Here is a 24,443-nt window from a genome sequence, read left to right as displayed (position 1 = left end):
ATTTGCCCGGCGCCAACGCAGAGCGCGCCGTGTGGCGCGTACTCTCCCCAGCCGTGGCGGACCGCATAGAGGCGGTCGTATTGCAGAAATCACGGAGTTGACGGGCGCGTGCCGACGAGACTCCGGAAGGTTTCGCATACGCATGTCCATTTCCAGTTCTGATCAGGTCGTCGTCGAGTCCGAAGAGACGATCGAGGTCGTAGAGACCGTCGAGGCCGTCGAAGAGGTCGAGGTCGAAGAGGTCGAGACCGAGCTCACCGACGAGGCCCCCGAGGCCACCTTCGCGGACCTCGGGCTCGCCGAGGGCCTGGTGCGCAAGCTCGCGCAGAACGGTGTCACCACCCCCTTCCCGATCCAGGCCGCGACCATCCCGGACGCGCTGGCCGGCAAGGACATCCTGGGCCGGGGCCGCACCGGCTCCGGCAAGACCCTCTCCTTCGGTCTGCCGACCCTCACGCGGCTGGCCGGCGGCCGGACCGAGAAGAAGCGCCCGCGCGCCGTCATCCTCACCCCGACCCGCGAGCTGGCGATGCAGGTCGCGGACGCGCTCCAGCCGTACGGCGACGTCCTCGGCCTGAAGATGAAGGTCGTCTGCGGCGGTACGTCGATGGGCAACCAGATCTACGCCCTGGAGCGCGGCGTCGACGTCCTCGTCGCCACCCCGGGCCGGCTGCGCGACATCATCAACCGCGGCGCCTGCTCCCTGGAGGACGTCGAGGTCGCCGTCCTCGACGAGGCCGACCAGATGTCCGACCTGGGCTTCCTGCCCGAGGTCACCGAGCTGCTCGACCAGGTCCCGGCGGGCGGCCAGCGGATGCTGTTCTCCGCCACGATGGAGAACGAGATCTCCACGCTGGTCAAGCGCTACCTGAGCAACCCCGTCACGCACGAGGTCGACAGCGCCCAGGGCAACGTCACGACCATGTCGCACCACATCCTCATCGTGAAGCCCAAGGACAAGGCGCCGGTCACCGCCGCGATCGCCTCCCGCAAGGGCCGCACGATCATCTTCGTCCGCACCCAGCTCGGCGCGGACCGCGTCGCGGAGCAGCTGCGCGAGTCCGGCGTGAAGGCCGACGCGCTGCACGGCGGCATGACCCAGGGCGCCCGTACGCGGACCCTGGCCGACTTCAAGGACGGGTACGTCAACGTCCTCGTCGCCACCGACGTCGCCGCGCGCGGCATCCACGTCGACGGCATCGACCTCGTCCTGAACGTGGACCCGGCCGGGGACCACAAGGACTACCTGCACCGCGCCGGCCGTACCGCTCGCGCCGGTCGCACCGGGACCGTCGTATCGCTGTCCCTGCCGCACCAGCGCCGGCAGATCTTCCGCCTCATGGAGGACGCCGGCGTCGACGCCGGGCGGCACATCATCCAGGGCGGGTCGGCGTTCGAGCCGGAGGTCGCGGAGATCACGGGCGCCCGGTCGATGACCGAGGTGCAGTCCGAGTCCGCCGGCAACGCGGCCCAGCAGGCCGAGCGTGAGGTCGCGCAGCTCGCCAAGCAGCTGGAGCGGGCGCAGAAGCGTGCCGCCGAGCTGCGTGACGAGGCCGACCGGCTGGTGGCCCGCGTCGCGCGTGAGCGTGGCGAGGACCCGGAGGCCGCTGTCGCCGAGGCGCAGGAGCAGGCCGTCGCCGAGGTTCAGGCGGCTGTCGAGGAGGCCGCCGCCGCCGAGGTCGCGGCCGAGCGCCGGGACCGTGAGCGTCGCGACGACCGCCGTGACGACCGGGGTGGGCGCGGCTTCGAGCGCCGGGACAACGACCGTGGCGGGTTCCGCCGGGACCGTGACGACCGTCCGGCCGGCCGTGACCGCCGCGACGACCGCGGTGGTGACCGTGGTGGCCGTGGCTTCGAGCGCCGGGACAACGACCGTCCGGGCTTCGAGCGCCGGGACAACAACAACGACCGTGGCGGGTTCCGCCGCGACGACCGCCCCTTCAACCGTGACCGCCGCGACGACCGCGGTGGTGACCGTGGTGGCCGTGGCTTCGAGCGTCGTGACAACGACCGTCCGGGCTTCGAGCGGCGCGACAACAACAGTGACCGTCCGGGCTTCGAGCGCCGCGACAGCAACGACCGCGGTGGCTTCCGTCGCGACGACCGTTCCGGTCACCGTGGCAGCGACCGTCCGTTCAACCGTGACCGCCGCGACGACCGTCCGGGCTTCCGCGCCGGCGGCCACGACCGTCCGTCCTTCCGCCGCGACGACCACCGGGGTTCGGGCACGGGCCCGTCGTCGTCCTTCCGCCGCGACGACAAGCCGCGCTGGAAGCGCAACGGCTGAGTCCGAGTGAACCTGGAGGGCCCTCTGCTTCGGCAGGGGGCCTTCTGCCGTTCCGGACCCCCGTGACGGCGCTTTGTAACAGCCGTACGTCAGCATCCGTCCGGTCACCTGTGACGTGGTTGCCGGACCACCGAGACGTACGGCAGGTCTCCTTGGGTTCGGCCGGAGGACATCCGCTCCGGCCAGGAAACCCCTCACCCCCCAAGGAGCCACCATGTCCTCGACCGAGGCATTGGAGATCCCGAGCGCGAAGCGCTCCCTGTCGTCCCGGCTGCGTACCCACGCCCGCAAGGCCGTGATCCCGGCCATGCTGCTCAGCGTCACCGTCGGCGGGCTCGGCCTGTCCGCCACCGCGCACGCCGCCGACGCCCCCCAGTGCCCGCCCAACAACGGGGCGTCCCCCTGCGGCGGGGGCGACAAGGGCAAGGCGCCGGTCACGGGCGACGAACAGCACCCCGGAACGCTGACGCAGGGAAAGATGCAGGCCGTCACCCTGGACTACTGGCGGCGCTTCGGCTGGCCGAACTGGCGCGGCATCGGCGACCGTGACGCCTCCTGGCAGGTCGAGAACTGGGTCGACCAGCGCGCCAACCGGCACGAACGGTGGATCGAGACGGGCGGCCGGTACTTCGACAACGGCGACTCTCTCCGGGACTTCATGAACCATGGCGGTGCGGGCTCGTCGTCGCGGGGCTACCTGGGAACGTTCCAGGAGTACATCGCGCACTACTTCGACCACAACCCCAACGGGGAGGGCGAGCGGACGGGCCAGGACCGGTTCGTGCGTGCGGTCAACACCGGTGACGTGTGGTTCACGCGGGACCACTACAAGAGCTTCACCTACCTCGGCAAGTTCTAGGCCGCCGGTAGTCCTCAGGCGCCCGCCGGGCAGACCCCGGCGGGCGCGCCTGCGCCCCCCGAGCCCGGAAGAACGGCATGAACACCACCGCGCACCACATCCGCCCCCTGTCCGCGTCGGAGACGGTCCCCGCGTCGGCCGAGGAGATCCTCGGCACCCGCTGCCGCACCGACATCGACCTGTTCGCCGAGTGGGCCTCGGTGCTCGGCTTCCCGGCCTGGTTCGGCCACGACTGGAACGCGTTCGAGGAGTGCCTGCGCACCGTGGCCGACGAGTCGGGACCCGTGACGATCGTGCTCCGCAACGCGGCCCTGCTGCTGGAGGACGAGGGCCCGAGGGAGCTCGGCGTCTTCCTGGAGATCCTGGAGAACAACGCCTTCGGCCTGCTCCTCCTGGACGACTCCGCCTGCGACCTGGCCCAGCTGGCCCGACGCATGACGGCGGCCGGCTTCACCCTGCCGGCAGCGGACTGAGCTTCCTCACGGGCGCAGCTTGTAGCCGAACCCGCGTACCGTCTCGATCCGGTCCCGCCCGATCTTCGCGCGCAGCCGCTGCACATTGACGTCCACCACCCGGTTGTCGCCGCACCAGGCGAGGTCCCACACCCGCTCCAGGAGCAGGTCCCGGGTGAGGACGGTGCCGGGTGAGGCGGCGAACTCCCGCAGCAGCTTCAGCTCGGTGGTGGTCAGGTGGACGGCCTTCCCCTCCCGGTGCACCTCCAGCGAGACGGGGCAGAACACCAGGTCCCCGAACCGCGCCACCCGGGTACCGGACGGCTGCTCGGCGCCGGACCGGCGCAGCAGGGCACCGACGCGGGCGGCCAGGACCGACCCGTCGACCGGGCGGGCGAGGTGGTCGTCGGCGCCCGTCCCCAGGTGCGCCGGGTCGTCGCCGTCCGACAGGAGCAGCACGGGCACCCCGGACTCCTCGCGGATCCGCAGGGCCAGCCCCGTCCCGTCCAGACCCGGCAGCCGGGCCGCGAGCACGGCGACGTCCGGGGCCTGCCGGCGCAGCAGCATGAGTCCGGTCACGCCGTCCGCGGCGGTACGGACCCGGTGGCCGCGTTCCTCCAGGGCGAGCCGGGCGTTCTCCCTGGCCGCCGGGTCGTCGTCCACGAGCAGGACGTCGGCTGCGGCGGACCTGTGCCTCAGGGGCGCGTCCGGTGCGGGGACCCCGGCCTCGGCATCGGCGGCGAGGGCATGGTCGACGGCCTGGACGGGGCACTGGTGCCTGCCGCCCTCGGCGAACGCCTTCCGGTACGCCGCCTCCCCCAGTGCCTCGATCGCGGCTTGCCCGCAGCGCGCGTGCTGTTCGGCCACCTTCGGTCCGAACGCGTGGACCGAACTCCCGGCGTCCCGCCACAGGGCGTCCGCCAGGCCGAGCAGCCGGGCGGCCCGCTCATGGGCGCCGCGGGCGGCGGTGGCCCAGGCGAGCAGTTCCAGCATCCGCGCGACCATCGTGTGGTCGGCGAGGCCGCGCATGGTCTCCAGCGCGGAGGTGACCAGGTTCTCGGTGGCCTTACGGTCACCGCGGGCCCAGGCGTGGTGGCCCAGGGCCATCAGCACCTGGGCGCGGCCCCACCGCTCCCCGCCCGCCTCGGCGGCGGCGATGAACTGTGCGCCGGTGTGTGCCGCCCGGGGATCGTCGGCGTACGCCTGGACGCAGGCCAGCGCCAGTCGCCAGGAGGCGGCCTCGCGCTCGTCGCCCAGCGCGGTCATGGCGGCCAGGGCCGTCTCGTGGCGGCGGATGCTCTCCCGGGGCTGCCCCCGGTAGTGCGCGGACACCCCGCGCAAGCCGTCCGCCTGTACGCACACCCACGCGTCGCCCAGCCCCCGGCCCAGCGCGTCGGCCTCGTCCAGCCAGCGGTCGGCCGTCGTCAGGTCGCCCTGGGTCTGCGCCACCCAGACGGCGACCAGCAGCGCGCGGGCGCGCTCGGCGCAGGGCTCGGGCGCGGCGGCGAGCACCCGCTCGACCTGGCGGCGCCCCTCGCTGAGGAACCCGCCCGCGCACCAGTGCCGGCGCAGGGCCGCGACCAGCGCGAGACGGGTGCGGGGCTCGCCGTCGTGGTCGAGGGCGGCCAGCAGGTTGGTGTGCTCCGCGCGCAGCAGGGCCAGGTTCTCCTCCTGGCCGGGGCCGTACCAGTTCCGGTCGACGCGCTGGGCCACGGCGAGGAAGAAGGCGCGGTGCCGGCGGCGCAGTCCGGCCGGCTCGCCGGAGTCCGCGAGCCGCTCGCGGCCGTACTCCCGGATGGTCCGGAGCAGCCGGTAGCGCGGTCGGCCGCCCAGCGCGCAGGTGAGGACGACGGACTGGGTGACGAGCCGGTCCAGGAGGTCCAGCACCTCGGCCTCGTCGATGCCGTCCCCGGAGCAGACGCCCTCGGCGGCCTCCAGGCTGAACCCCCCGGCGAAGACGGACAGCCGGTTCCACAGCAGCCGCTCGGCCGGGGTGCACAGCTCGTAGCTCCAGTCGATCATTCCGCGCAGGGTGCGCTGATGGGCCGGTGCGGTCCGGCTGCCGCCCGTCAGGAGCGCGAAACGGTCCTCCAGCCGGTCGGTGAGCTGCCCGACGCTCAGCGTGCGCAGCCGGGACGCGGCCAGCTCGATCGCCAGCGGCAGACAGTCCAGACCGGCGCACAGGCGCGCGAGCCCGTCGTCACCGGCCTCGTCGCCTTCGTCGCCGGGGTATCCCGACCGGACGGCGGCGGCCCGGTCCCGCAGCAGCTCCACCGCCTCGCCCTGCGCGAGCGGCGCGAGAGCGTGGACGTGTTCGCCCGTGACGCCGAGGGTGTGGCGGCTCGTCGCGAGGACGCGCAGTTCCGGAGCGGCCGGCAGGAGGGTGCCGACCAGGTCGGCGCACGCGTCCACCAGGTGCTCGCAGGTGTCCAGCACCAGCAGCGCGTGCCGGCCGGCCAGGTAGCCCGTGAGCTGGTCAGTGAAGGACCGTGCCCCGAGGTCGGGCACCCGCAGCGCGCCCGCCACCGCTGCCGGCACCGCCGACGGGTCGGACACGGGGGCGAGGTTCACCAGCCACACGCCGTCCGTGAACGCCTGCGCGGACGCGGCTGCCACCTCCAGCGCCAGCCGTGTCTTGCCCACGCCGCCCGTTCCCGTGAGCGTCAGCAGCCGGCGCGTGTCCAGCAGCCGGCGGACCTCGGCGGCCTCCTGCCGTCTGCCCACGAAACTCGTGAAGGCGGCGGGCAGATTCCCGCACTCCGGGATCACCTCGGTCATGTTCTTCCCTCTCCCCGTACCTTCGGGAATCTCCTGGGGTTCTCGCCGATCGTCCGCTCCGGCTCAGAGCCTGTGTCACAGCCCCATCATGTGAGCCGTCCGCCTTTGATCGGCGGCCCGAGCGGGCTCCGGGAACCGCGCGAATCAATGCCCGGACGGCCTCACCGCCGCTGTTTTCGGCCACCCGTGACGCATGTCACGCCCCTGCGAAGGGAATTGCTGGGGGCATGACAGAAGACGCCGCCATACCCGCCGAACGGCGCTCGACCCCACCCCCGGGCCCCTCTCCGGCCCTCTCCCAGGCCCTCTCCCCGAGTCCCTCCCCGGCCTCCTCCCCGGCCTCGGACGAGGAGCGCCTGGCCCAGCTCGGCTACACCCAGGTCCTCGCCCGCCGCATGTCCGCGTTCTCCAACTACGCCGTCTCCTTCACGATCATCTCGGTGCTGTCGGGCTGTCTCACCCTCTACGCGTTCGGCATGAAGACCGGCGGCCCCGCCGTCATCACCTGGGGCTGGGTCGCGGTAGGGCTCATGACCCTGTTCGTCGGCCTCGCGATGGCCGAGATCTGCTCGGCGTACCCGACCTCGGCGGGCCTGTACTTCTGGGCGCACCGCCTCGCGCCCCCGCGTACGGCCGCCGCCTGGGCCTGGTTCACCGGCTGGTTCAACGTCCTCGGCCAGATCGCGGTGACCGCGGGCGTCGACTTCGGCGCGGCGTCGTTCCTCGGCGCGTACCTCAACCTCCAGTTCGGCTTCGAGGTGACTCCCGGCCGCACGATCCTGCTCTTCGCGGCGATCCTGCTGCTGCACGGCCTCCTCAACACCTTCGGCGTGCGCATCGTCGCGCTGCTGAACAGCGTCAGCGTCTGGTGGCACGTCCTCGGCGTCGCGGTCATCGTCGGCGCGCTCACCTTCGCGCCGGACCACCACCAGTCCGCGTCCTTCGTCTTCGGGGAGTTCGTCAACAACACGGGGTGGGGGAGCGGGGTGTACGTCGTCGCGCTCGGGCTGCTGATGGCGCAGTACACGTTCACCGGGTACGACGCCTCCGCGCACATGACGGAGGAGACGCACGACGCGTCCACCGCCGGCCCGCAGGGCATCGTCCGCTCGATCTGGACCTCCTGGATCGCCGGGTTCGTGCTCCTGCTCGGCTTCACCTTCGCCATCCAGTCGTACGACGCGCAGCTGAACTCCGAGACCGGCGTACCCCCCGCCCAGATCCTCCTCGACGCCCTCGGCGCGACGGGCGGCAAGCTGTTGCTGCTGGTCGTCATCGGCGCGCAGCTCTTCTGCGGCATGGCGTCCGTGACCGCCAACTCCCGCATGATCTACGCCTTCTCGCGGGACGGCGCGCTCCCGTTCTCCCGCGTCTGGCACACGGTGAGCCCCCGTACGCGGACCCCTGTCGCCGCCGTCTGGCTCGCGGCGGGCGGCGCGCTGGTCCTGGGCCTGCCCTACCTGATCAACGAGACGGCGTACGCGGCCGTGACGTCCATCGCCGTCATCGGGCTGTACATCGCGTACGTGATCCCGACGTTCCTGCGGCTGCGGAAGGGGGCGGAGTTCGAGCGGGGGCCCTGGCACCTGGGCCGCTGGTCCTCGCTCGTCGGCACGGTCTCGGTGACCTGGGTCGTCTTCATCACCGTCCTCTTCATGCTCCCCCAGGTCTCCCCCGTCACCTGGGAGACCTTCAACTACGCCCCGATCGCGGTCCTCGCCGTCCTCGGCTTCGCGGCGACCTGGTGGCTGACCTCGGCCCGCCACTGGTTCCTGAACCCCGACCGACCCCGCCAAGAACCCACCCAACCCTGACGATTCCGCTCCCCGACGCGGCCGTGTCCCCCATACCCGATCGGCGACACGCCCTCGGGCGGCTATGCTCGGGGAGCAACATCGGCCAGGGCCCTTAGCTCAATTGGCAGAGCAGTGGACTTTTAATCCATTGGTTGTGGGTTCGAGTCCCACAGGGCCTACGTGTCAGCCCCCGGCTCGGGAAGTCATCGAGCCGGGGGCTTCGTCGTGTCCGGGAAGTCCCACTTCGGTGTGGACGGGGCTTTCGGCGAATGCGCGGCGCCGTCCGTCGCCGACCGGGTACGGGAGCTGCCGTACGGGCGCGCTGCCGGGGAGCCGAGGGTCCGCTTCGACGGGACCCCTATCCCGTGGTGCGGGCGGCGGCGTTCGCGGATCGTGCCTGAGCGTCCCCGCCCGCTGCGAGAATGGCCGCGCCAGCCATGAAGGCCGCTTCCGATTCCGAGGCAGGAACGTCAAGGGGGCGTGCTCGTGCGGGAGACCGGCGCTGAGGCCGGGCCGGTTCGGGCGGCGCTGGTGCTGCCGCACGGGGGTGGGGTGCGGACCCGTACGGTCGAGGCGTGGGCGCTCGGGCCCGGTGTTCTGCTCGACCTGCCCGAGGACGGCGCCCATCCCTCGCGCTGACCCCCGACGCGTACGACACGACATGGCACCGCGCGCCCGGCGCAACCGCCTCACCGCCGACCCCGAGGGCGTTCAGATCAGGTCGGGTTCCGGCGGACACGTCCGCGAGGGGCACGGACCCGAGTGGTGGCCCTGCGGCGCGGCTACGGCTGATCCGGTCGGGGGCGCGAGGGGCGTGACCGTCATGGCAGCTCGTGATCAGCCCGCGTTCAGCTCCGCCAGCGGCAGCGTATGGCTCGTCTGGAGGACCTTCGCGCGGAGGTAACGGACGTTGTGCGGAGTCGTGAAGACGCCGGTGGGGACGCGGTGGGCGACGTCGATGCCCAGGCCCCGCAGCTGGTCCGCCTTGTCGGGGTTGTTGGAGAGGAGGTCGAGGGACGTGATGCCGAGGGCGGCCAGCATCTGCGCGGCGGCCGTGTAGTCGCGGCCGTCCTCCGGAAGGCCCAGCGCCTTGTTCGCCTCGTACGTGTCGAGGCCCTGGTCCTGAAGGGCGTACGCGTCGAGCTTGTTGTAGAGGCCGATGCCCCGGCCCTCCTGGCGGAGGTACAGGAGCACGCCGCCCGTCTCCGCTATGCGTTCCACCGCCTCGCGCAGCTGCGGGCCGCAGTCGCAGCGGGCCGAGCCGAAGACGTCGCCGGTGAGGCACTCCGAGTGGAGGCGGACCAGGGGGGTGCCGGAGCCGGGGTCGCCGAGGACGAGGGCGATGTGCTCCTGGCCGTCGGTGAGGCCGTCGAAGGTGACGATCTCGGCGTCGACGCCGTAGCCGTCGGCGAAGCGCAGCGGGACCCGGACGCGGGAGCGCGGCGTGGCGGCGGGGAAGTCGGTCATGCGGGTCTCCGGGGGCCGGGGCGGGTGGCTCAGAAAGGCACCCGCTTCAGTTGCTTCAGATTTGAAGCAGATGCTCGGTTCCCGACCCTACTCCTCGTTTTAAAGTTGAAGCAACTGGTTTTGACGTACGTCACGTGACGCCTTCGCACCCCGACGACCTCCGCCGCCACGGCACCTCCTCCCCCTCGAACCCCTCCGCGATCCGCCGGCTGATCTCCTCCAGCTGGCCCACCTGTTCCTCCGTGAGCTGGTCGAACAGCACCGAGCGGACCGTCTCGACATGGCCCGGCGCGGTGCGCTCCAGGATCGTCAGCCCCTCCTCGGTGAGCGCCGCGACGCTCCCCCGCTTGTCCCACCGGCACTGCTCGCGCCGGACCAGACCGTCCTTTTCCAGCCGAGTCACGGCATACGTCAGACGGCTGCGCGTGATCTTCGTACTCTCGGCGAGGTCCGTCATGCGCATGCGGTGTTCCGGAGCGTCGGAGAGGTTGGCGAGGATGGAGTAGTAGAGGTGCGGCATCCCGGCGTCCTGCTGGAGCTGCCGGTCGAGCGCGTCCTCCACCAGGAACAGCGCGGAGACGTACGCGCGCCAGGCGCGCATCTCGTCGGGACTGAGCCAGCGGGTCGTCATACGACCAGTGTAGTTTTGTTTCAAACTTGAACCAAGCGTCAGCCACGTGAACCACGCAGCCACGTGAACCGAGCGTCAGCCATACGAGCCTGGGGAGACCGCACCGATGCCCTACCCGTACGTCCTCCTCTCCGCCGCCGTCTCCCTCGACGGCTACCTCGACGACACCGCCCCCGACCGCCTCCTCCTCTCCGGCCCCGCCGACTTCGACCGCGTCGACGCGGTCCGCGCCTCCGTCGACGCGATCCTGATCGGCGCCGGCACGATCCGCGCCGACAACCCGCGCCTCCTCGTCTACTCCGAGGACCGCCGCGCCGCCCGCGTCGCCGAGGGCCGCGCCGAGTACCCCCTGAAGGTGACGGTCACGGCGTCCGGGGACCTCGACCCCGACGCCAGGTTCTGGCACACCGGCGGGGAGAAGGCCGTCTATACGACGGACCTGGGCGCCCAGCGCATCGCAGGACTCGGGATCGGCGCCGACGTCGTACCCCTGGGCCCGGAGCTGGACTGGCACCGGCTGCTCACGGACCTCTACGAGCGCGGCGTCCGGCGGCTCATGGTCGAGGGCGGGGGCACGGTCCACACACAGCTCATCCAGGCGGGTCTGGCCGATGAACTCCAGCTCGTGGTGGCCCCGTTGTTCGTCGGGGACCCGAAGGCGCCCCGGCTGTTCGGGCCCGGCGAGTACGAGCGCAGCCGGCTCCGGCTGATCGAGACGCGGCAGATCGAGGACGTCGTCCTGATGCGGTACCGGCCGGGTGTGACCCCGGCCGACCACCACTGGCTGGCCCTCGCCTGCGACCTCGCCGCACTCTGCCCGCCCTCGGAGACCGCCTTCAGCGTCGGCGCGGTGATCGTCGCGCGGGACGGTACGGAGATGGCGCGCGGGTTTTCGAGAGAGGGCGCCGACACCGTCGTCCACGCCGAGGAGGCGGCGCTCGCGAAGCTGGACCCGGCGGATCCGAGGCTGGCGGGGGCGACGGTGTACTCCAGCCTGGAGCCCTGCGCCCGGAGGGCCTCGCGGCCGGCGCCGTGCGCGAGGCTGATCCTGGACGCGGGGGTGCGGCGGGTGGTGACGGCGTGGGTCGAGCCGGACACCTTCGTGCGGGACGCGGACGGGAACGGGCTGCTGCGGGACGCGGGGGTGGACGTGGTCCTGCTGCCGGAGTACGAGAAGGCGGCAAAGGCACCGAATGGTCATCTGTTGGGGTGATACGACTGGCGGGGGTGCGGGCGGGCGGTGACGCTGCCCACATGAGGTCAGCCAAAGCCGTAACCGCCCTCCTCCTGGGCGCAGCCCTAGCCGCCTGCTCCACGTCCACCGACAGCACCCGCCAGATGGCCCGAGCCCTCCCCCCGGACGCGTCCTTCACGCACCCGGGGGTCCTCGTGAACGACGTCCAGCTCGACGTCGCCCGCGAGAACGTGCACGCCGGCAAACAGCCCTGGCTGCGCGCCTACCTGGACATGCGGGACAGCAAGTACGGCTCGTACAAGTACCGGCCGGAGCCGTACGAGAGCGTCGACTGCCCCGGCGGCGACCAGCCGAACCGCCCCGCGCACGGATGTGTGGAGGAGCGGCAGGACGCGATCGCCGCGTACACGCAGGCCCTGCTGTTCCGGGTGACCGGCAAGCGGGCGCACGCCGTGAAGGCGCGGGAGATCATGGACGCCTGGTCGGGGAAGATCCGGCGGCACACGGAGGACGACGCCGGGTTGCAGACCGCGTGGGCGGGTTCGACGTGGGCGCGGGCGGCGGAGATCGTCCGGCACACGCCGGGGGCGGGGTGGCCGGACGCCCGGGTGACCAGGTTCGAGGACATGCTGAGGAACGCGTACCTCCCCGTCGTCACGAGAGAAGTCCCGGACTACAACGGGAACTGGGACCTCGCGATGACGGACGCGGCGATCGGCATCGGGGTGTTCACGAACGACCACAAGGTCTTCGACCGGGCGCTGAGCAGGTTCCGGGCGCGGGTCCCGGCGTACTTCTATCTGGAGAAGGACGGCAGGGTTCCGATCGCGCCCGCCAAGGCCGGCCTCGACGACCCGGCGAAGCTCACGAAGTACTGGTTCGGGCAGACGATGTTCAAGGACGGCGTCTCCCAGGAGACGTGCCGCAACTTCAAGCACGCCGGGTACTCGCTGGCGGCGGCCTCGCACATCGCGGAGACGGCCTGGCACCAGGGCGTCGACCTGTACGGCGAGGCCAAGGACCGGCTGAAGGCGGCGGCCGAGCTGCACGCGCGCTACCAGGAGGGCGAGAAGGCCCCGGCGTGGCTGTGCGGCGGGAAGGTCGACCGGAACATGGGCCCCGACCTGGAGGTCCTGGTCAACCACCTGGAGGGCCGCCTCGGCGAGTCCGTCCCGGCGGCGCACCGGCTGGTGGAGCGGCACCGGCCCGCCGGTACGGACGACCTGTTCGTGGCCTGGGAGACGCTGACGCACGCGGGTAATCCGGGGGTCTAGCGAACCGGTTTGGTGATCCGCCCTGTGTCTGCCTATAGTTAAGCCAACGGCGCGGGGTGGAGCAGCTCGGTAGCTCGCTGGGCTCATAACCCAGAGGTCGCAGGTTCAAATCCTGTCCCCGCTACTGAAAAAGAACCGGGATCCTGGAAACAGGGTCCCGGTTCTTTTCTGTCCGGAATCGATCACTCTCTGTATCGCGATGTTCTCATCGGCACCCCAACTCGCCCGTTTTTCCCTGTGGTTGACCCAATAATCCCGGGCCAGAAATGTTTGTCGATCAAGAGGAACGGCTTGGAAACGGGCCCCCGGGTCGATTAACGTTCGATAACGCAGCACGGTTGTCCCAGCCGTCACAAGAGACGGCTCCGTGCGCACGCGCCGAATCCCGCGAGGGAACCGGGGAACCACCACCTTGGGGTGAATCACGCGGACGCCACCGCTCACGAGCGGCCGGTTTACGCGCGTAGGAGACCTTCCCGCTCCGAACCCGTCAGCTAACCCGGTAGGCGGCGGAAGGAAAGGAGTGCGCCCGCGTGGCGAACCCGACTGCCCAGGAAACCCCCAAGCCGACCTTCGGGTTCGGCGGCTACCGCGCCGAGGACGAGGGCCCCTGGGAGGAGTGGAACCCCACCGCCGACTCCCTCGCGCCGGTCAAGGGCAAGCACCGCGTCGCCAAGCAGCGCACCGGTGGCGGCGGCTTCGCCCGCAGCTCCACGGTCCTCGGCGTCGGCGTCATCGCCGCCGTCAGCGCGGGCGGCATGGCCAGCGCCAACACGGGCAACGCGCCCGTCTCCATCAACGTCGCCGACATACCCGGCGTCGGCTCCCTCGTCTCCGACGACGGCGACCAGGCCAAGGACCCCGCGCCGATCAGCAACATCGTCGCCGAGGCCGGCCAGGAGTCCTCCGACGCCGCCGAGGCGCTGCGCAGCCGGATCATCGCGCAGGCCGAGTCCCAGCAGACGCAGGCCGAGCAGCAGGCCAAGGTCGCCGCCCAGCGCGCCGAGGCCGAGGCCGCCTCCAAGGCCGCCAAGGCCGCGCAGGCCAACGTCGAGGACGCCAAGGAAGAGGCCGACGCCGCCGTCAAGCGCAAGGCCGAGGAGGCGCGGCTCGCCGAGCTCGCCAAGCAGTACACGCTGCCGACCTCGTCGTACACCCTCACGTCGCGGTTCGGGCAGTCCGGGGCGCTGTGGTCGTCCGGCTACCACACCGGGCTCGACTTCGCGGCTCCCTCCGGGACGCTCATCAAGGCCGTCCACAGCGGGACCATCACGGAGGCCGGGTACGCCGGGTCCTACGGCTACCGCACCATCCTCACCCTGGATGACGGCACGCAGATCTGGTACGCCCACCAGTCGTCGATCAGCGTCAGTGTCGGCCAGAAGGTCGGTACGGGCGATGTCATCGGGCGGGTCGGGGCCACCGGGAACGTGACCGGGGCGCACCTGCACCTGGAGGTGCACCCCGATGGGGCCGCGACCGGGATCGACCCGATGGCCTGGCTGCGGGGCAACGGGCTGAACCCGTGAGGTCGTCGTAGGAATCCGGGCCGCCTCGGTGTTCGGGGCGGCCTTCTTTCTGACCGGAACTTTGCGGTCGTCGCGGAATGTGTCCGTCCGGGACCGCCGTTGACGTAGAACATGACTACTCTGCGCCCGCTCGGCTCCTCCGACCTCGAAGTCTTCCCCCTCTCCCTCGGCGGCAACGTCTTCGGCTGGACCGCCGACGAGGCGGCCTCCTTCGCCGTCCTCGACGCGTACGCCGCGGCCGGCGGCAACTTCGTCGACACCGCCGACGCCTACTCCGCGTGGGTCGACGGCAACAGCGGCGGCGAGTCCGAGGCCATCATCGGCAGGTGGGTCGCCTCGCGCGGCAACCGGGACGACGTCGTCATCGCGACCAAGGTCAGCCAGCACCCCGAGTTCAAGGGGCTCTCCGGGGACAACATCAAGGCGGCGGCGGACGCCTCCCTGAAGCGCCTCGGCACCGACCACATCGACCTCTACTACACGCACTTCGACCAGCCGGACACGCCGGTCGAGGAGATCATCGGCGCGCTCGACGAACTCGTGAAGGCGGGCAAGGTCCGGCACATCGCCGCGTCCAACATCTCCGCCGACCGCCTGCGCGAGTCCCTCGACTTCTCCGACCGCGAGGGCCTCGCCCGGTACGTCGCGATCCAGCCGCACTACAACCTCGTCTCCCGCGACACGTACGAAGGTTCCCTCCAGGACGTCGTCTCCCAGGCGGGGCTTGCCGCCGTCCCCTACTTCGCGCTGGCGTCCGGCTTCCTCACGGGCAAGTACCGGCCGGGTGCGGTGGTCGAGGGCGCGCGTGCCGCCGGCGGTGCCGGCAAGCACCTGGAGTCCGAGCGGGGAGTGAAGGTCCTCGCGGCTCTCGACGAGGTCGCGCAGGCTCGGGGGGCCGAGGTCGCGACGGTCGCGCTGGCGTGGCTCGCCGCTCAGCCGACGGTCGCGGCGCCGATCGCTTCCGCGCGGGTGGTGGAGCAGCTTCCGGCGCTGCTGGCGGTGGCGGAGCTGGAGCTGACGGAGGCGGAGGTGGGGCGGCTCACGGAGGCTTCGGCGTAGGGGTGGGTTTCCTCGTCCCCGCCGCCCCTACCCTTCCCATCCCCAGGGGTTCCACCCCTTCGACCCCGCCAGGGGCTCCGCCCCTGGACCCCGTTCGGCCCGAAGGGCCTCGTCCTCAAGCGCCGGACGGGCTGAAAAGAGGTGGGTGGGCCCCTCAGGGGCCTTCCCCTAAGCCCGGTAGCCCCCATACGGCGGATACTGCCCCACCGGCACCCCATACGCCGTCGGCTGCTGCCACGTCACCGGCGGCTGCCAAGGCTGCTGCTGCCAAGGCAGAGCCACTGGCATCACCGGAGCCGTCGCGCGAGCCGCGTACTCCAAGGCCGGGCGAGTTGTCGTGCGGGCCGTCCAGAGTGTCGTCAGCAGGTGTTGTTCCCGGGCCACGAAGTCCGTGGGGGCGTGGCCCAGGCGGCCCCGGCGGCGGAGTTGGGCCAGCGCCAGCGCCGTCGATTCGTACTCCGCGAGGGTTTTCGCCGCCGGCTTGCCCAGGTAGTGCGTCGCGTAGTCGCGGGCGATCCGTCGCGCCTTCATCGAGGCGAGGGCGAAGGGTTCGGCCGGGGAGAGCCAGCCCGCCGCTACGTACGGCGGGAGTTCCTCGCGCAGGTAGCGGAGTTCGCGTTGGCGGGTCCAGATGACCAGCCAGGTCAGGAGGCCGAACACCGGGACCATGAACACGCCGTACACGACGAAGAAGCCGAGCGCGCCGAAGTGCGCGGAGCCGTTCCACAGGGAGTGCATGCCCATCGCGAGGACCAGGCCGGTCAGGGGGAACAGGACCCGGCGTACCCGGCGGGCGCCGACCGTGAGTGCGGAGAGGCCGAAGCCGATGCCGGTGAAGACCGTGAACAGGGGGTGCGCGAACGGGGACATGATCACCCGTACGAAGAACGTCGCCGCCGTCACGGACACGGCGTCGCCGGCGATCCGGTCCGTGCCGTACGCCGAGCCCAGATAGAGGATGTTCTCGGTGAACGCGAACCCGGCCGCCGCGGTTCCCGCGATGACGACGCCGTCGACGAGGCCGGTGAACTGCCGCCTGCGGAACAGGAAGACGAGCAGGACGGCCGCGGCCTTGGCCGACTCCTCGACGATCGGCGCGATCAGGGTGGCGCCGAGGGTGTCCGCGCCGTCCGGGTCCGCCGTCGTGTTCGCTATCCACTGCGTCGTGAACGTGTTCGCCACGATCGCGATCAGCGTCGCCGCGCAGGCGCCCCAGGCGAACGCGAAGACCATGTTCCGCCAGGGGGCGGGGTCCACGCGGTCCAGCCAGCGGAACGCGGTGACGAGGAGGGGCACGGGAAAGACGGCCAGTCCGAGCCCCACCAACAGGCCCCGGGTGCCGGTCTGTTCACGGACCAGCGCGAGGATGACGACGCCGGAGACCGCGAGGAGGGTGATCAGCGCGGCGTACCGCACGGAGGGGCGTCGCCACCAGCGGGGGCGCGGTATCGGAGGGTGAGGGACGGGCGGGTACGCGGCACTGGTCGACACGTCATGACCATAACGAGGGTTGGGTTCCGCCGCGATGGTGCGTCTGCCCTACCGGCGATGCCCGACCCTGCGGAACAGCAAGTCCCGTACCACGTGGCCCTTCTCGATCCCCTGGCCCTCGAAGCGCGTCAGCGGACGGAAAGCCGGCCGAGGCGCGAACCCGCCGTCCGCCTGCGTGTTCTCGAACTCCGGGTGCGCGTCCAGGACTTCGAGCATCTGCTCTGCGTACGGCTCCCAGTCCGTCGCGCAGTGCACGACCGCCCCGGGCCGCAGCCTCGTCGCCGCCAGGTCGAGGAACTCCGCCTGGATCAGCCGCCGTTTGTGGTGCCGCTTCTTCGGCCACGGGTCCGGGAAGTACACGCGCAGCCCGTCCAGCGCGTCCGGCTTCAGCATCTCCCGCAGCAGGATGATCGCGTCCCCGTTGGCGACCCGGACGTTGGTCAGCCCGCTGCGCTCTGCGAGGTTGAGGAGGTTGCCCTGGCCGGGGGTGTGTACGTCCACGGCGAGCACGTTCGTGCCAGGATCGGCGGCGGCCATCGTCGCCGTCGCCTCGCCCATCCCGAACCCGATCTCCAGGACGACGGGACGCTCGTCCCCGTACAGCTCGCTCAGGTCGACGGCATGCCCGTCGATGTCGATCCCCCACCGCGACCACAGCCGCTGCAACGCGTCCGCCTGCCCCGTCGTCACCCGGCTGCGGCGCGGCTGGAAACTCCGGATCCGCCGCTCGAAGTGTGATCCGGCGGGGTCGGCCTTGGGGCCGTCGGGGAAGCGGGGTTCGCCTTTGGGGCGGGCATGGCAGGCTTCGGGGCCGGGGGTCTCCGGCTCGGGGCTGGGGTTCAGGGATTCGTACACAGTACGTCGATTTTACGCGAGGGTGTCTGCGGGGACGCGCCTCAGACGGGCAGCGCCCAGCTCGGGCCGTCCGGTGCGCCGAGCCAGACGCGCTGGCCGTCCGGGGTGATGGTCATGCCGAACGCGGCGAGGTGGGGTGAGCCGTGGGCCTGCCAGGCGGTGATCGCGTCCTCGACGCTGTCCCAGAGGGGGAGGGGGCCGCGCTGGGTCACGGTCCAGCCGTCGCCGTCGGCGCGGGTTCTGGCCTGGGAGCCGGTGGCGATGTCGAGGAGTACTTGCCCGGCGCCCATACCGAGGCGTTCCGCTGAGGGCGCGGCGAGCTGGGCGACGAACCTGCCGGTCCAGTCGTCGAGGAGGGCCGGGTCGATACGGCTCGGGCGTTCGTCGCCGGGCAGCAGGTCGAAGACGCCGTGCGGTGGGCGGTCGTGCGGGCGCGCGATCATGAACGAGGTGTATCCGGGCAGGAAGCGGCCCTCCGCGCCGCCGTCCTCGTCGACCGTGACCCGGACGAGCCCGTGCGCGAAGCTCCAACCGGAGAGGGTGACGAGGAGGGTGCCGCCGGGGGCGATCTGGCGGAGCAGTTCGTACGGGACGTACCGCATCGCGCAGAACGCGATGACGACGTCGTACGGGGCGCGGGGGGCATGGCCGCGCAGGCCGTCGGCGGTGACGAGGGTCGGGGTGTGGCCGGTCGCGGTGAGGGCCCTGCGGGCACGCTCGGCGGCGTCGGGGTCCGTCTCGACCGAGGTCACGTTCTCGGCGCCGGTGATTTCGGTGATGTAGGCGGTGGAGAGGCCGGTTCCGGTGCCGATCACGAGTACGCGTCTGCCGGGCCTGATGCCGGCCTGCTCGATCATCCGCAGGACCAGGCCGGGGAGGGTCGAGGACGAGGTCGGGCTTCCGGTGAGGGGGCCGGGGGCGTGCTCGGCGAGTACGCCGTCGATCTGGGTCACCCAGGTCTGGTTCTGGTAGGCGAGGCGCAGCCACTCGCCGTCCGGGGTGTCGGCTCGGCGGACGGGTGTCCAGACCGTGCCCTTCGGGGAGTTGCCCTGCTGGTAGACCGCGCTGCCGAGGAACACCTCACGGGGGACGGCTTCGGCTGCTCGGCGTACGTCGGGGTCGTGCAGTTCACCGTCGGAGACGAGTTGTTCGACGAGGCGGTGACGTAGTCCGGCGGACGTCTCGTGGGTCATGCGGGGGCGCCCTTCTGGAGGGTGTCGGCGATGGCGCTCGTGATGGCGTGGATGGTGGTGCCGTCGACGAACGCCCACTGCCCGTTGGGGTTGCATTCGAGGAACCACCATCTGTCCTCGGCGTCGAGGGCGAAGTCGAAAGCGCCGAAGTGGAGCCCGAACGCGTGAAGGAAGGCGCGTGCGGCGTCGCGGACGGGGCGGGGGACAGACAGGGGCGTGCAGGTGATCAGGCTCTGGTCCTGACGCCAGTCGAGGTGATCACCGGCGGTCTCGATGCGGCTCGCGAAGGCCTTGTCTCCGACCATGGCCAGGCGGACGTCGGCGGTCTTCGGGACGCATGCCTGGAAGAGGTGCGGGCATCGGGCGATCGAGTCGTCCAGTTCGCCCGCCTGGACGGGGCGTACCCAGACGGTTCGGTTACGGCCGTCCTCGCAGGCGAGGTGGACCCGGTGTACGGGCTTGTAGATCACGGTCCCGTGTTCGGCCGTGAACCTTGCGGCGTCCTGCGGGACGTTCGTGATCAGGGTGTCGGGGACCGCGAAGCCCAGGCGGGCGGCCGTGGCGAGTTGGAGCGCCTTGTTCTCGGCGTCGCGGTTTCGCGCGGGGTGGTTGACGTACAGGGTTCCTGGAAGTGCGTACAGGACTCCGGTGTAGCCGTGGCGTGACTGCTCGATCGTGAACTGCTGCTCGGGGGGCTCCTGTGTATGGCCGAAGGGGGTGGGGCGACGCCAGTAGACGGAGCGGACGTTCGACAGGTCGAGGTGCCGGGTCGAGGTGGTGATCTCGCCGGTGAAGGAGCCTCGCTCGATACGGGCGCTCATGCCGGCGGTGTGCGCGAAGTCGGCTGCGGGGTCGAGCCGTATGGCCGGGACGCCCCGGCCGTAGAGCTCGTCCAGCACCAGGTCGGCCGTGACATCGCCGAGCGCCGTGACGACGAGAACAGGCGCGTCGGTCATGTCAGGCGTCGGAGTCGGAGTCTTCGGTGAGGTCGGAGTCCGAGGGCGGGGGCGGGTTGGGGCCGCCGCCGTCGGACGAGGTCGAGGTCTGGCCGGCGGTGGTCGTGCCGGTGCCGTGCTTGTTGCCCATGTCGACACGGGTGCCGTCCGCGTCGAAGTAGCGGGTCGTCTGCGTCTCCGGGTCCAACTCGGTTCGGATGTAGGGGACTTGGCTGACTTCGGGATACAGCGCCAATCGCCGTACGCCCCAGGGGGTCGAGGTAGGCACGGTGCTCCTTCGCGGGTCTTGACTCTCTGTGTCGTATCGATCACATAGTGAACCGGGGTGGCGTACGCTCGGAAGATCTAGAGGCATTCCAACAGCGTTGGAAATCCGAGGAGTTGATGGCACGCATGAGCGAAGTGCCCGGTCGGGACGGTGTGCCTGCCAACGCGGCCGAATACTTCGGCAACGAAGTCAAGGCGCTCCGCGAGGCGTTGGGGATGTCGCAGGCCGAGTTCGCGAAGGAGCTGAAATACGGGGCGGCGCAGGTCTGCAAGATTGAGGGCGGGCAGGTCCTGGCGTCGGAGTCCTTTGCGATGGCGGTGGACAGGGTCGCGGGGACGCCGGGGGTGTACGTCCGCCTGCGGGCGAGGCTCGTCAATCTCGGGCACCCCGACTGGTTCCTGCCGTACGTCACGCTGGAGGAGAAGGCGATCTGGGTGCGGATGTTCCATCCCCAGCTCGTGCCCGGCCTGGCGCAGACGCCGGAGTACGCGCGAGCGGTGTTGCGGACCGGGCGTCCGGAGAACCTGGAGGAGTTGGTGGCGGCGCGGATGAGCCGCCAGAAGATCCTGCACCGCGAGGACACGCCCGCGCGGCTGTGGGTGATCATCGGCGAGGCTGCGTTGAGGAACCGGGTCGGCGACTCGGCGGTGATGCGAGGGCAGCTCGATCATCTGCGGGCTCTGGCGGAGGTTCCGCGTAACCGGGTGCAGATCATCCCCGACAAGGGGCTGTATCACGGCTACCCCAGTCCGTTCGGCCTGTTGTCCTTCAGCGACGGACCCGACGCGGTGCATGTGGATGGCTACCCGCAGGGGTACGTCCTGCTGGAATCGGACGATGTCCGGCAGGCCCGCGAAGCCTATGATCTGATTACGGCCATCGCCGCGTCGCTGGACGAGACAGCCACCCTGATCGACTTCGTTCTGAAGGACTGTTACTCATGAACTCCACTGCCCCGCAGAGTGGTTGGCGTGCCTCTTCGTACAGCGGCAACAACGGCGGTGAGTGCCTTGAGTGGGCCCCCGAACACGCCCGTACGACAGGCGAGTTCAAGGTCCGCGACAGCAAGTCCCCCGACGGCCCCCACCTCACGCTGACCCGCGCGGCCTTCACCGGCCTCATCGCCTTGGCCGGCAACACCGGCGTGTAGTAAGCCCTCCCTCAGCTCCTTCAGGGCCGATCCTCACCCACAGAACGCCAGCCCCGCCTCCCCCCTCACACCCCCTCCAGCACCCCCAACGCCCTCCGCGCCACCTCTCTCCCGATCGGCAGTGAAGCCGTAGCCGCAGGTGAGGGCGCGTTGAGGACATGTACCGCCCGAGCCCCCTCCTGGATCAGGAAGTCGTCCACCAGCCCCCCGTCCCGCAGGACGGCCTGCGCCCGCACCCCCGCGCCGCCCCGCACGAGGTCGGACTCCTCGACGCCTGGCAGCATGCGGCGTACGGCGTCGACGAAGGCGGCCTTCGACAGGGAGCGCCGGATCTCGCCCGCGCCGTAGCGCCAATGGCGTCGACCCAGGCGCCAAGTCCCGGGCCAGGTCAGGGTCCCGGCGAGTTCGGAACCCCGGACCACCCCCCACCCGTACCCCTCGCGGGCGAGCGCGGGAACGGCGTTGGGGCCGACGTGGACGTCGCCGTCGATGCCCCGGGTCAAGTGGACGCCGAGGAAGGGGAACGCCGGGTCGGGGACGGGGTAGACCAGGCCCCGGACCAGGGAGGGACGCGTCAGTTCGTAGTACTCGCCCCGGAACGGGACGATGCGGACCGACGGCACGTCGCCCGTCATGCGGGCCAGCGTGTCGCAGTACAGCCCGGCGCAGTTGACGAGCACGCGCCCGCGGACGACGTCGCCGCGCGAGGTCAGGACGGCGACCCCCCGATGCGCGCGCCGGTCCACCCGGACGACCTCGGCCCCGTACCGGATCTCCGCGCCGGAGGCGTCCGCGAGGGCGCGGGCGACACCCCCGTAGTCGCAGATGCCGGTGGAGCCGACATGGATCGCGGCGAGCCCGCGCACCTCGGGCTCGTACTCCTGGATCTGGGAGCCGCCGAGTTCGCGGACGGAGATGCCGTTCTCGCGCCCGCGCTGGACCAGGGCGTGCAGCCGGGGCAGTTCGGCGCGGTCGGTCGCGACGATCAGCTTGCCGGTGACCTCGTGGGCGATCCCGTACTCGGCGCAGAACTTGACCATCTCGGCGCCGCCCTGGACGGCGTATTGGGCCTTCAGGGAGCCCGGCCGGTAGTAGATCCCGCTGTGGATGACGCCGCTGTTGTGCCCGGTCTGGTGGCGCGCGGGCCCGGTCTCCTTCTCCAGGACGGTGACCTTGGTCCCGGGGGCGGCACGGCTGACGGCGTACGCGGTGGCCAGGCCGACGATGCCACCCCCGACGACGAGCACGTCACAGTCGTACGGAACCCCACCGGACACGAGCACCACCTCCACTCTCGATAGTGCACTGCGCCACTGACAACGCCCTCAAACGTGATCCCGGAAGAGATCTACGCCGGTGTCATCAGCAGCGGCCGGGCCCGCTCGCGGAGTTCCACGACGCGCGGCTCGTCGCCGTACGGCTCCAGGCGGTGGAGCAGGTCCTTGACGTACTCGGTGGTGCGGACGGAGGAGATGCGGCCGGCGACCTCGACCGCGCGCACGCCCTGCTCGCAGGCCGCGTCGAGGTTGCCGGACTCCAGCTCGGCGACGGCGGAGACGACGAGGCGCAGGCCGTGGGAGCGGACGAACTCCTCGGTGGGCTGGGAGAGGGCCTGTTCGGTGAACCGGCGGACCTGGCGGGGCGCCTTGAGGTCGCGGTAGCACTCGGCGGCGTCGGCGGCGAACCGGTCGTAGGAGTAGAAGCCGAGCCAGGAGGGGTCGCTGTCGCCCTCGCGCGCGCGCTCCAGCCACCCTTCGGCGGCCCTCAACGCCGCACCGGCGGCGTGTGCGTCGCCCGCGCGGGCGTGCGCGCGGGCCTCCACGAGCCGGAAGAAGCTCATCGTGCGCGCGGTCGCGAGGCCGCGGTTGCGCTCCAGGGCGGCCTGCGCGAGGTCGACGCCCTCGTCGCCGAAGCCTCTGTAGGTGGCCTGGAGGGACATCGAGGCGAGGACGTAGCCCCCGAGGGGGACGTCGGCCGCCGCGCGCGCGAGGCGCAGCGCCTGGATGTAGTACCGCTGGGCGGCCTCCTGCTGGCCGGTGTCGAAGGCCATCCACCCGGCGAGGCGGGTGAGTTCGGCGGTGGCGCCGAAGAGCGCGCGGCCGACCTCGTCGGAGTACGCGCCCAGGAGCAGCGGCGCGGCCTCCACGCGCAGGCACTCGGGCACCATGGACGAACGCCAGTCGCCGCCGCCGTACTTGGAGTCCCAGCGGCGCGCGTCCTCGGCGGCCTCCCGGAGCTTGCGGACGTCGCTGTGGCCGACTTTCACCGGCGCGCTCTCCGCGAGGGGCGCCTCGCGGGCCACGGAGCTGTCGGCCGGGGTTATGAGCCACCGGGAGGCGGGCGTCGCGTACGCGCTGACGGCGAACGAGCCCGCGAGGGACTGCCAGATGCCGCCGGAGCCCGCGCGCCTGCCCGCGAGGTCGAGCCGGTACAGCTCGGTCGCGGAGCGCACGGCCTGGCCGACGTCCCGGGGGAAGGCGAGGCCCACCTCGGGCGCGGGATCGGCGTCGGCGAGGCCGATCTCGTGCAGCGGGACGGGCCGGCCGAGCTTCTGGCCGATCGCGGCGGCGATGAGGTGCGGCGCGGCCCCCTGGGGGACCATCCCCTTCGACACCCAGCGCGCGACCGACGTCTTGTCGTAGCGCAGCGTCAACCCTCGTTGCGCGCCTAAGTCGTTGACGCGGCGCGCGAGCCCCGCGTTGCTGATTCCCGCGAGGGCGAGAACGGCGCCGAGTTTTTCGTTCGGCCCGCGTTGCTCCCTGGACATTGCGCCACCCCTCGACACAGACGGCTGCCGCGCTGGCATAACCATGCGGCATTCGTAAACCCAGCGTAGTTCGCCGCATCCCAAGCGTTAAGAGGCATTGTTCCGGTTGGCGGGATTGTTGCCCGTACGGAAGTGCGGGCTCCGTAGCGGTCCGTCGCGATGTGCTCCCGCTGTGTGGCCGTGCGCCTGTGCGTGCGCTCTTCTCCGGCCATCGCGGGAGCGCTTCGATGGGCGATGCGTGGGTCGGCCCGCTGTACTGGATCCAGTGGGCTGGGGGACACCGCCGCCTACATCCCCGCGGGCGGCGGGACGGTCCGGGGGGCGAACTCCGTCTCCCGGATCGCGCGCTCGCACAGGGTCGTGCGGGCCGTGTACGGAGCGTGTGCGCGGCGTTCCCGGAAGCTTCGGCAACCGCCGCGTCACGCTACGGATTTGG

21 protein-coding genes, 2 tRNA genes and 1 riboswitch are annotated in these 24,443 nt (G+C 71.3%); of the genes, 13 read left to right on the top strand and 10 right to left on the bottom strand.

All coding sequences use genetic code 11. The features are described from left to right. The first annotated feature begins 142 nt into the window (after window positions 1-142). The 3 genes from ACQCO7_RS20355 (at window position 143) to ACQCO7_RS20345 (ending at window position 3,619) form a co-directional block, all read left to right on the top strand. Window positions 143-2,287, top strand: coding sequence for a DEAD/DEAH box helicase (locus ACQCO7_RS20355; RefSeq protein ID WP_464073207.1), 2,145 nt, complete (start codon window positions 143-145; stop codon window positions 2,285-2,287). A 214-nt stretch (window positions 2,288-2,501) separates the two neighbouring features. Further along, the gene (locus ACQCO7_RS20350; RefSeq protein WP_464073206.1) at window positions 2,502-3,146 is read left to right on the top strand and encodes a hypothetical protein; all 645 of its coding nucleotides are present in this window, start codon (window positions 2,502-2,504) and stop codon (window positions 3,144-3,146) included. Between the two features lie 77 nt (window positions 3,147-3,223). Further along, window positions 3,224-3,619, top strand: coding sequence for a barstar family protein (locus ACQCO7_RS20345; RefSeq protein ID WP_464073205.1), 396 nt, complete (start codon window positions 3,224-3,226; stop codon window positions 3,617-3,619). A gap of 6 nt (window positions 3,620-3,625) precedes the next feature. Here the strand turns inward: ACQCO7_RS20345 and ACQCO7_RS20340 are convergent, their stop codons facing one another. Next, on the bottom strand, window positions 3,626-6,376 hold the full coding sequence (locus ACQCO7_RS20340; RefSeq protein ID WP_464073204.1) for a winged helix-turn-helix domain-containing protein: 2,751 nt from the start codon (window positions 6,374-6,376) through the stop codon (window positions 3,626-3,628). 395 nt (window positions 6,377-6,771) lie between these two features. On the opposite strand from ACQCO7_RS20340, the gene ACQCO7_RS20335 reads away from it, so the two are divergent. The 3 genes from ACQCO7_RS20335 to ACQCO7_RS20325 all read left to right on the top strand — a co-directional run bounded on the left by ACQCO7_RS20335 (window position 6,772) and on the right by ACQCO7_RS20325 (window position 8,811). Continuing rightward, window positions 6,772-8,190 (top strand): amino acid permease, encoded by a 1,419-nt coding sequence (locus ACQCO7_RS20335; RefSeq protein WP_464077248.1) that lies wholly within the window; start codon window positions 6,772-6,774, stop codon window positions 8,188-8,190. Between the two features lie 88 nt (window positions 8,191-8,278). After that, window positions 8,279-8,351 (top strand) — tRNA-Lys (locus ACQCO7_RS20330). Window positions 8,352-8,658: 307 nt separating this feature from the next. Continuing rightward, on the top strand, window positions 8,659-8,811 hold the full coding sequence (locus tag ACQCO7_RS20325) for a hypothetical protein (RefSeq protein WP_464073203.1): 153 nt from the start codon (window positions 8,659-8,661) through the stop codon (window positions 8,809-8,811). A gap of 198 nt (window positions 8,812-9,009) precedes the next feature. Here the strand turns inward: ACQCO7_RS20325 and ACQCO7_RS20320 are convergent, their stop codons facing one another. Next, window positions 9,010-9,639: a GTP cyclohydrolase II gene (locus tag ACQCO7_RS20320; protein WP_464073202.1), complete on the bottom strand. Its 630-nt coding sequence runs from the start codon at window positions 9,637-9,639 to the stop codon at window positions 9,010-9,012. A gap of 130 nt (window positions 9,640-9,769) precedes the next feature. Continuing rightward, window positions 9,770-10,270 (bottom strand): MarR family winged helix-turn-helix transcriptional regulator, encoded by a 501-nt coding sequence (locus ACQCO7_RS20315; protein WP_464073201.1) that lies wholly within the window; start codon window positions 10,268-10,270, stop codon window positions 9,770-9,772. A gap of 106 nt (window positions 10,271-10,376) precedes the next feature. On the opposite strand from ACQCO7_RS20315, the gene ACQCO7_RS20310 reads away from it, so the two are divergent. The 5 genes from ACQCO7_RS20310 to ACQCO7_RS20290 all read left to right on the top strand — a co-directional run bounded on the left by ACQCO7_RS20310 (window position 10,377) and on the right by ACQCO7_RS20290 (window position 15,327). Further along, window positions 10,377-11,483 carry a dihydrofolate reductase family protein gene (locus ACQCO7_RS20310; RefSeq protein WP_464073200.1) on the top strand — a complete coding sequence of 369 codons (1,107 nt, stop codon included), beginning with the start codon at window positions 10,377-10,379 and terminating at the stop codon, window positions 11,481-11,483. A 41-nt stretch (window positions 11,484-11,524) separates the two neighbouring features. Next, window positions 11,525-12,739, top strand: coding sequence for an alginate lyase family protein (locus tag ACQCO7_RS20305; RefSeq protein WP_464073199.1), 1,215 nt, complete (start codon window positions 11,525-11,527; stop codon window positions 12,737-12,739). Between the two features lie 50 nt (window positions 12,740-12,789). Next, window positions 12,790-12,863, top strand: a tRNA-Met gene (locus ACQCO7_RS20300). A gap of 242 nt (window positions 12,864-13,105) precedes the next feature. Then, window positions 13,106-13,263: riboswitch (cyclic di-AMP (ydaO/yuaA leader) on the top strand. A gap of 9 nt (window positions 13,264-13,272) precedes the next feature. Beyond that, on the top strand, window positions 13,273-14,268 hold the full coding sequence (locus tag ACQCO7_RS20295) for a M23 family metallopeptidase (RefSeq protein WP_464073198.1): 996 nt from the start codon (window positions 13,273-13,275) through the stop codon (window positions 14,266-14,268). Window positions 14,269-14,379: 111 nt separating this feature from the next. Continuing rightward, the gene (locus ACQCO7_RS20290; protein ID WP_464073197.1) at window positions 14,380-15,327 is read left to right on the top strand and encodes an aldo/keto reductase; all 948 of its coding nucleotides are present in this window, start codon (window positions 14,380-14,382) and stop codon (window positions 15,325-15,327) included. 168 nt (window positions 15,328-15,495) lie between these two features. On the opposite strand, the gene ACQCO7_RS20285 is transcribed toward ACQCO7_RS20290, so the two are convergent. Genes ACQCO7_RS20285 through tgmA form a run of 5 tightly spaced genes read right to left on the bottom strand, consistent with a single transcriptional unit; the run spans window position 15,496 to window position 20,090 of the window. Then, window positions 15,496-16,818 (bottom strand): PrsW family intramembrane metalloprotease, encoded by a 1,323-nt coding sequence (locus tag ACQCO7_RS20285; protein WP_464073196.1) that lies wholly within the window; start codon window positions 16,816-16,818, stop codon window positions 15,496-15,498. 48 nt (window positions 16,819-16,866) lie between these two features. Further along, on the bottom strand, window positions 16,867-17,673 hold the full coding sequence (trmB, locus tag ACQCO7_RS20280) for a tRNA (guanosine(46)-N7)-methyltransferase TrmB (protein WP_464073195.1): 807 nt from the start codon (window positions 17,671-17,673) through the stop codon (window positions 16,867-16,869). Between the two features lie 41 nt (window positions 17,674-17,714). After that, window positions 17,715-18,866, bottom strand: coding sequence for an ATP-grasp peptide maturase system methyltransferase (gene tgmC, locus ACQCO7_RS20275; protein WP_464073194.1), 1,152 nt, complete (start codon window positions 18,864-18,866; stop codon window positions 17,715-17,717). Beyond that, complete coding sequence (tgmB, locus tag ACQCO7_RS20270) at window positions 18,863-19,822, bottom strand: ATP-grasp ribosomal peptide maturase (protein ID WP_464073193.1); 960 nt, start codon at window positions 19,820-19,822, stop codon at window positions 18,863-18,865. The genes tgmC and tgmB overlap by 4 nt, the downstream gene beginning before the upstream one ends. Before the next feature lies 1 nt (window position 19,823). Beyond that, entirely contained in the window at window positions 19,824-20,090 is a 267-nt protein-coding gene (tgmA, locus tag ACQCO7_RS20265; protein ID WP_464073192.1) for a putative ATP-grasp-modified RiPP, read from the bottom strand. 125 nt (window positions 20,091-20,215) lie between these two features. On the opposite strand from tgmA, the gene ACQCO7_RS20260 reads away from it, so the two are divergent. Continuing rightward, window positions 20,216-21,034 carry a helix-turn-helix domain-containing protein gene (locus ACQCO7_RS20260; RefSeq protein ID WP_464073191.1) on the top strand — a complete coding sequence of 273 codons (819 nt, stop codon included), beginning with the start codon at window positions 20,216-20,218 and terminating at the stop codon, window positions 21,032-21,034. Continuing rightward, window positions 21,031-21,240 (top strand): DUF397 domain-containing protein, encoded by a 210-nt coding sequence (locus ACQCO7_RS20255; protein WP_464073190.1) that lies wholly within the window; start codon window positions 21,031-21,033, stop codon window positions 21,238-21,240. Before ACQCO7_RS20260 ends, ACQCO7_RS20255 begins: the two co-directional genes overlap by 4 nt. A gap of 65 nt (window positions 21,241-21,305) precedes the next feature. Here ACQCO7_RS20255 and lhgO read toward each other — a convergent pair whose 3' ends face one another. Together lhgO and ACQCO7_RS20245 are read right to left on the bottom strand one after the other, a co-directional pair. Next, window positions 21,306-22,526 carry an L-2-hydroxyglutarate oxidase gene (gene lhgO, locus ACQCO7_RS20250; protein WP_464077247.1) on the bottom strand — a complete coding sequence of 407 codons (1,221 nt, stop codon included), beginning with the start codon at window positions 22,524-22,526 and terminating at the stop codon, window positions 21,306-21,308. Window positions 22,527-22,588: 62 nt separating this feature from the next. After that, complete coding sequence (locus ACQCO7_RS20245) at window positions 22,589-24,007, bottom strand: hypothetical protein (RefSeq protein ID WP_010352040.1); 1,419 nt, start codon at window positions 24,005-24,007, stop codon at window positions 22,589-22,591. Between the last annotated feature and the right edge of the window lie 436 nt (window positions 24,008-24,443).

The organism is Streptomyces saintjeani, from assembly GCF_055409605.1.
This window is presented reverse-complemented; position numbering and strand designations above follow the sequence as displayed.

Excerpts from the sequence above, each read along its gene's own strand:
- ACQCO7_RS20355 (WP_464073207.1), top strand. The coding sequence starts at position 143 with ATGTCCATTTCCAGTTCTGATCAGGTCGTCGTCGAGTCCGAAGAGACG.
- ACQCO7_RS20350 (WP_464073206.1), top strand. The coding sequence starts at position 2,502 with ATGTCCTCGACCGAGGCATTGGAGATCCCGAGCGCGAAGCGCTCCCTG.
- ACQCO7_RS20345 (WP_464073205.1), top strand. The coding sequence starts at position 3,224 with ATGAACACCACCGCGCACCACATCCGCCCCCTGTCCGCGTCGGAGACG.
- ACQCO7_RS20340 (WP_464073204.1), bottom strand. The coding sequence starts at position 6,376 with ATGACCGAGGTGATCCCGGAGTGCGGGAATCTGCCCGCCGCCTTCACG.
- ACQCO7_RS20335 (WP_464077248.1), top strand. The coding sequence starts at position 6,772 with ATGTCCGCGTTCTCCAACTACGCCGTCTCCTTCACGATCATCTCGGTG.
- ACQCO7_RS20320 (WP_464073202.1), bottom strand. The coding sequence starts at position 9,639 with ATGACCGACTTCCCCGCCGCCACGCCGCGCTCCCGCGTCCGGGTCCCG.
- ACQCO7_RS20315 (WP_464073201.1), bottom strand. The coding sequence starts at position 10,270 with ATGACGACCCGCTGGCTCAGTCCCGACGAGATGCGCGCCTGGCGCGCG.
- ACQCO7_RS20310 (WP_464073200.1), top strand. The coding sequence starts at position 10,377 with ATGCCCTACCCGTACGTCCTCCTCTCCGCCGCCGTCTCCCTCGACGGC.
- ACQCO7_RS20305 (WP_464073199.1), top strand. The coding sequence starts at position 11,525 with ATGAGGTCAGCCAAAGCCGTAACCGCCCTCCTCCTGGGCGCAGCCCTA.
- ACQCO7_RS20290 (WP_464073197.1), top strand. The coding sequence starts at position 14,380 with ATGACTACTCTGCGCCCGCTCGGCTCCTCCGACCTCGAAGTCTTCCCC.
- tgmC (WP_464073194.1), bottom strand. The coding sequence starts at position 18,866 with ATGACCCACGAGACGTCCGCCGGACTACGTCACCGCCTCGTCGAACAA.
- tgmB (WP_464073193.1), bottom strand. The coding sequence starts at position 19,822 with ATGACCGACGCGCCTGTTCTCGTCGTCACGGCGCTCGGCGATGTCACG.
- ACQCO7_RS20260 (WP_464073191.1), top strand. The coding sequence starts at position 20,216 with ATGAGCGAAGTGCCCGGTCGGGACGGTGTGCCTGCCAACGCGGCCGAA.
- ACQCO7_RS20255 (WP_464073190.1), top strand. The coding sequence starts at position 21,031 with ATGAACTCCACTGCCCCGCAGAGTGGTTGGCGTGCCTCTTCGTACAGC.
- ACQCO7_RS20245 (WP_010352040.1), bottom strand. The coding sequence starts at position 24,007 with ATGTCCAGGGAGCAACGCGGGCCGAACGAAAAACTCGGCGCCGTTCTC.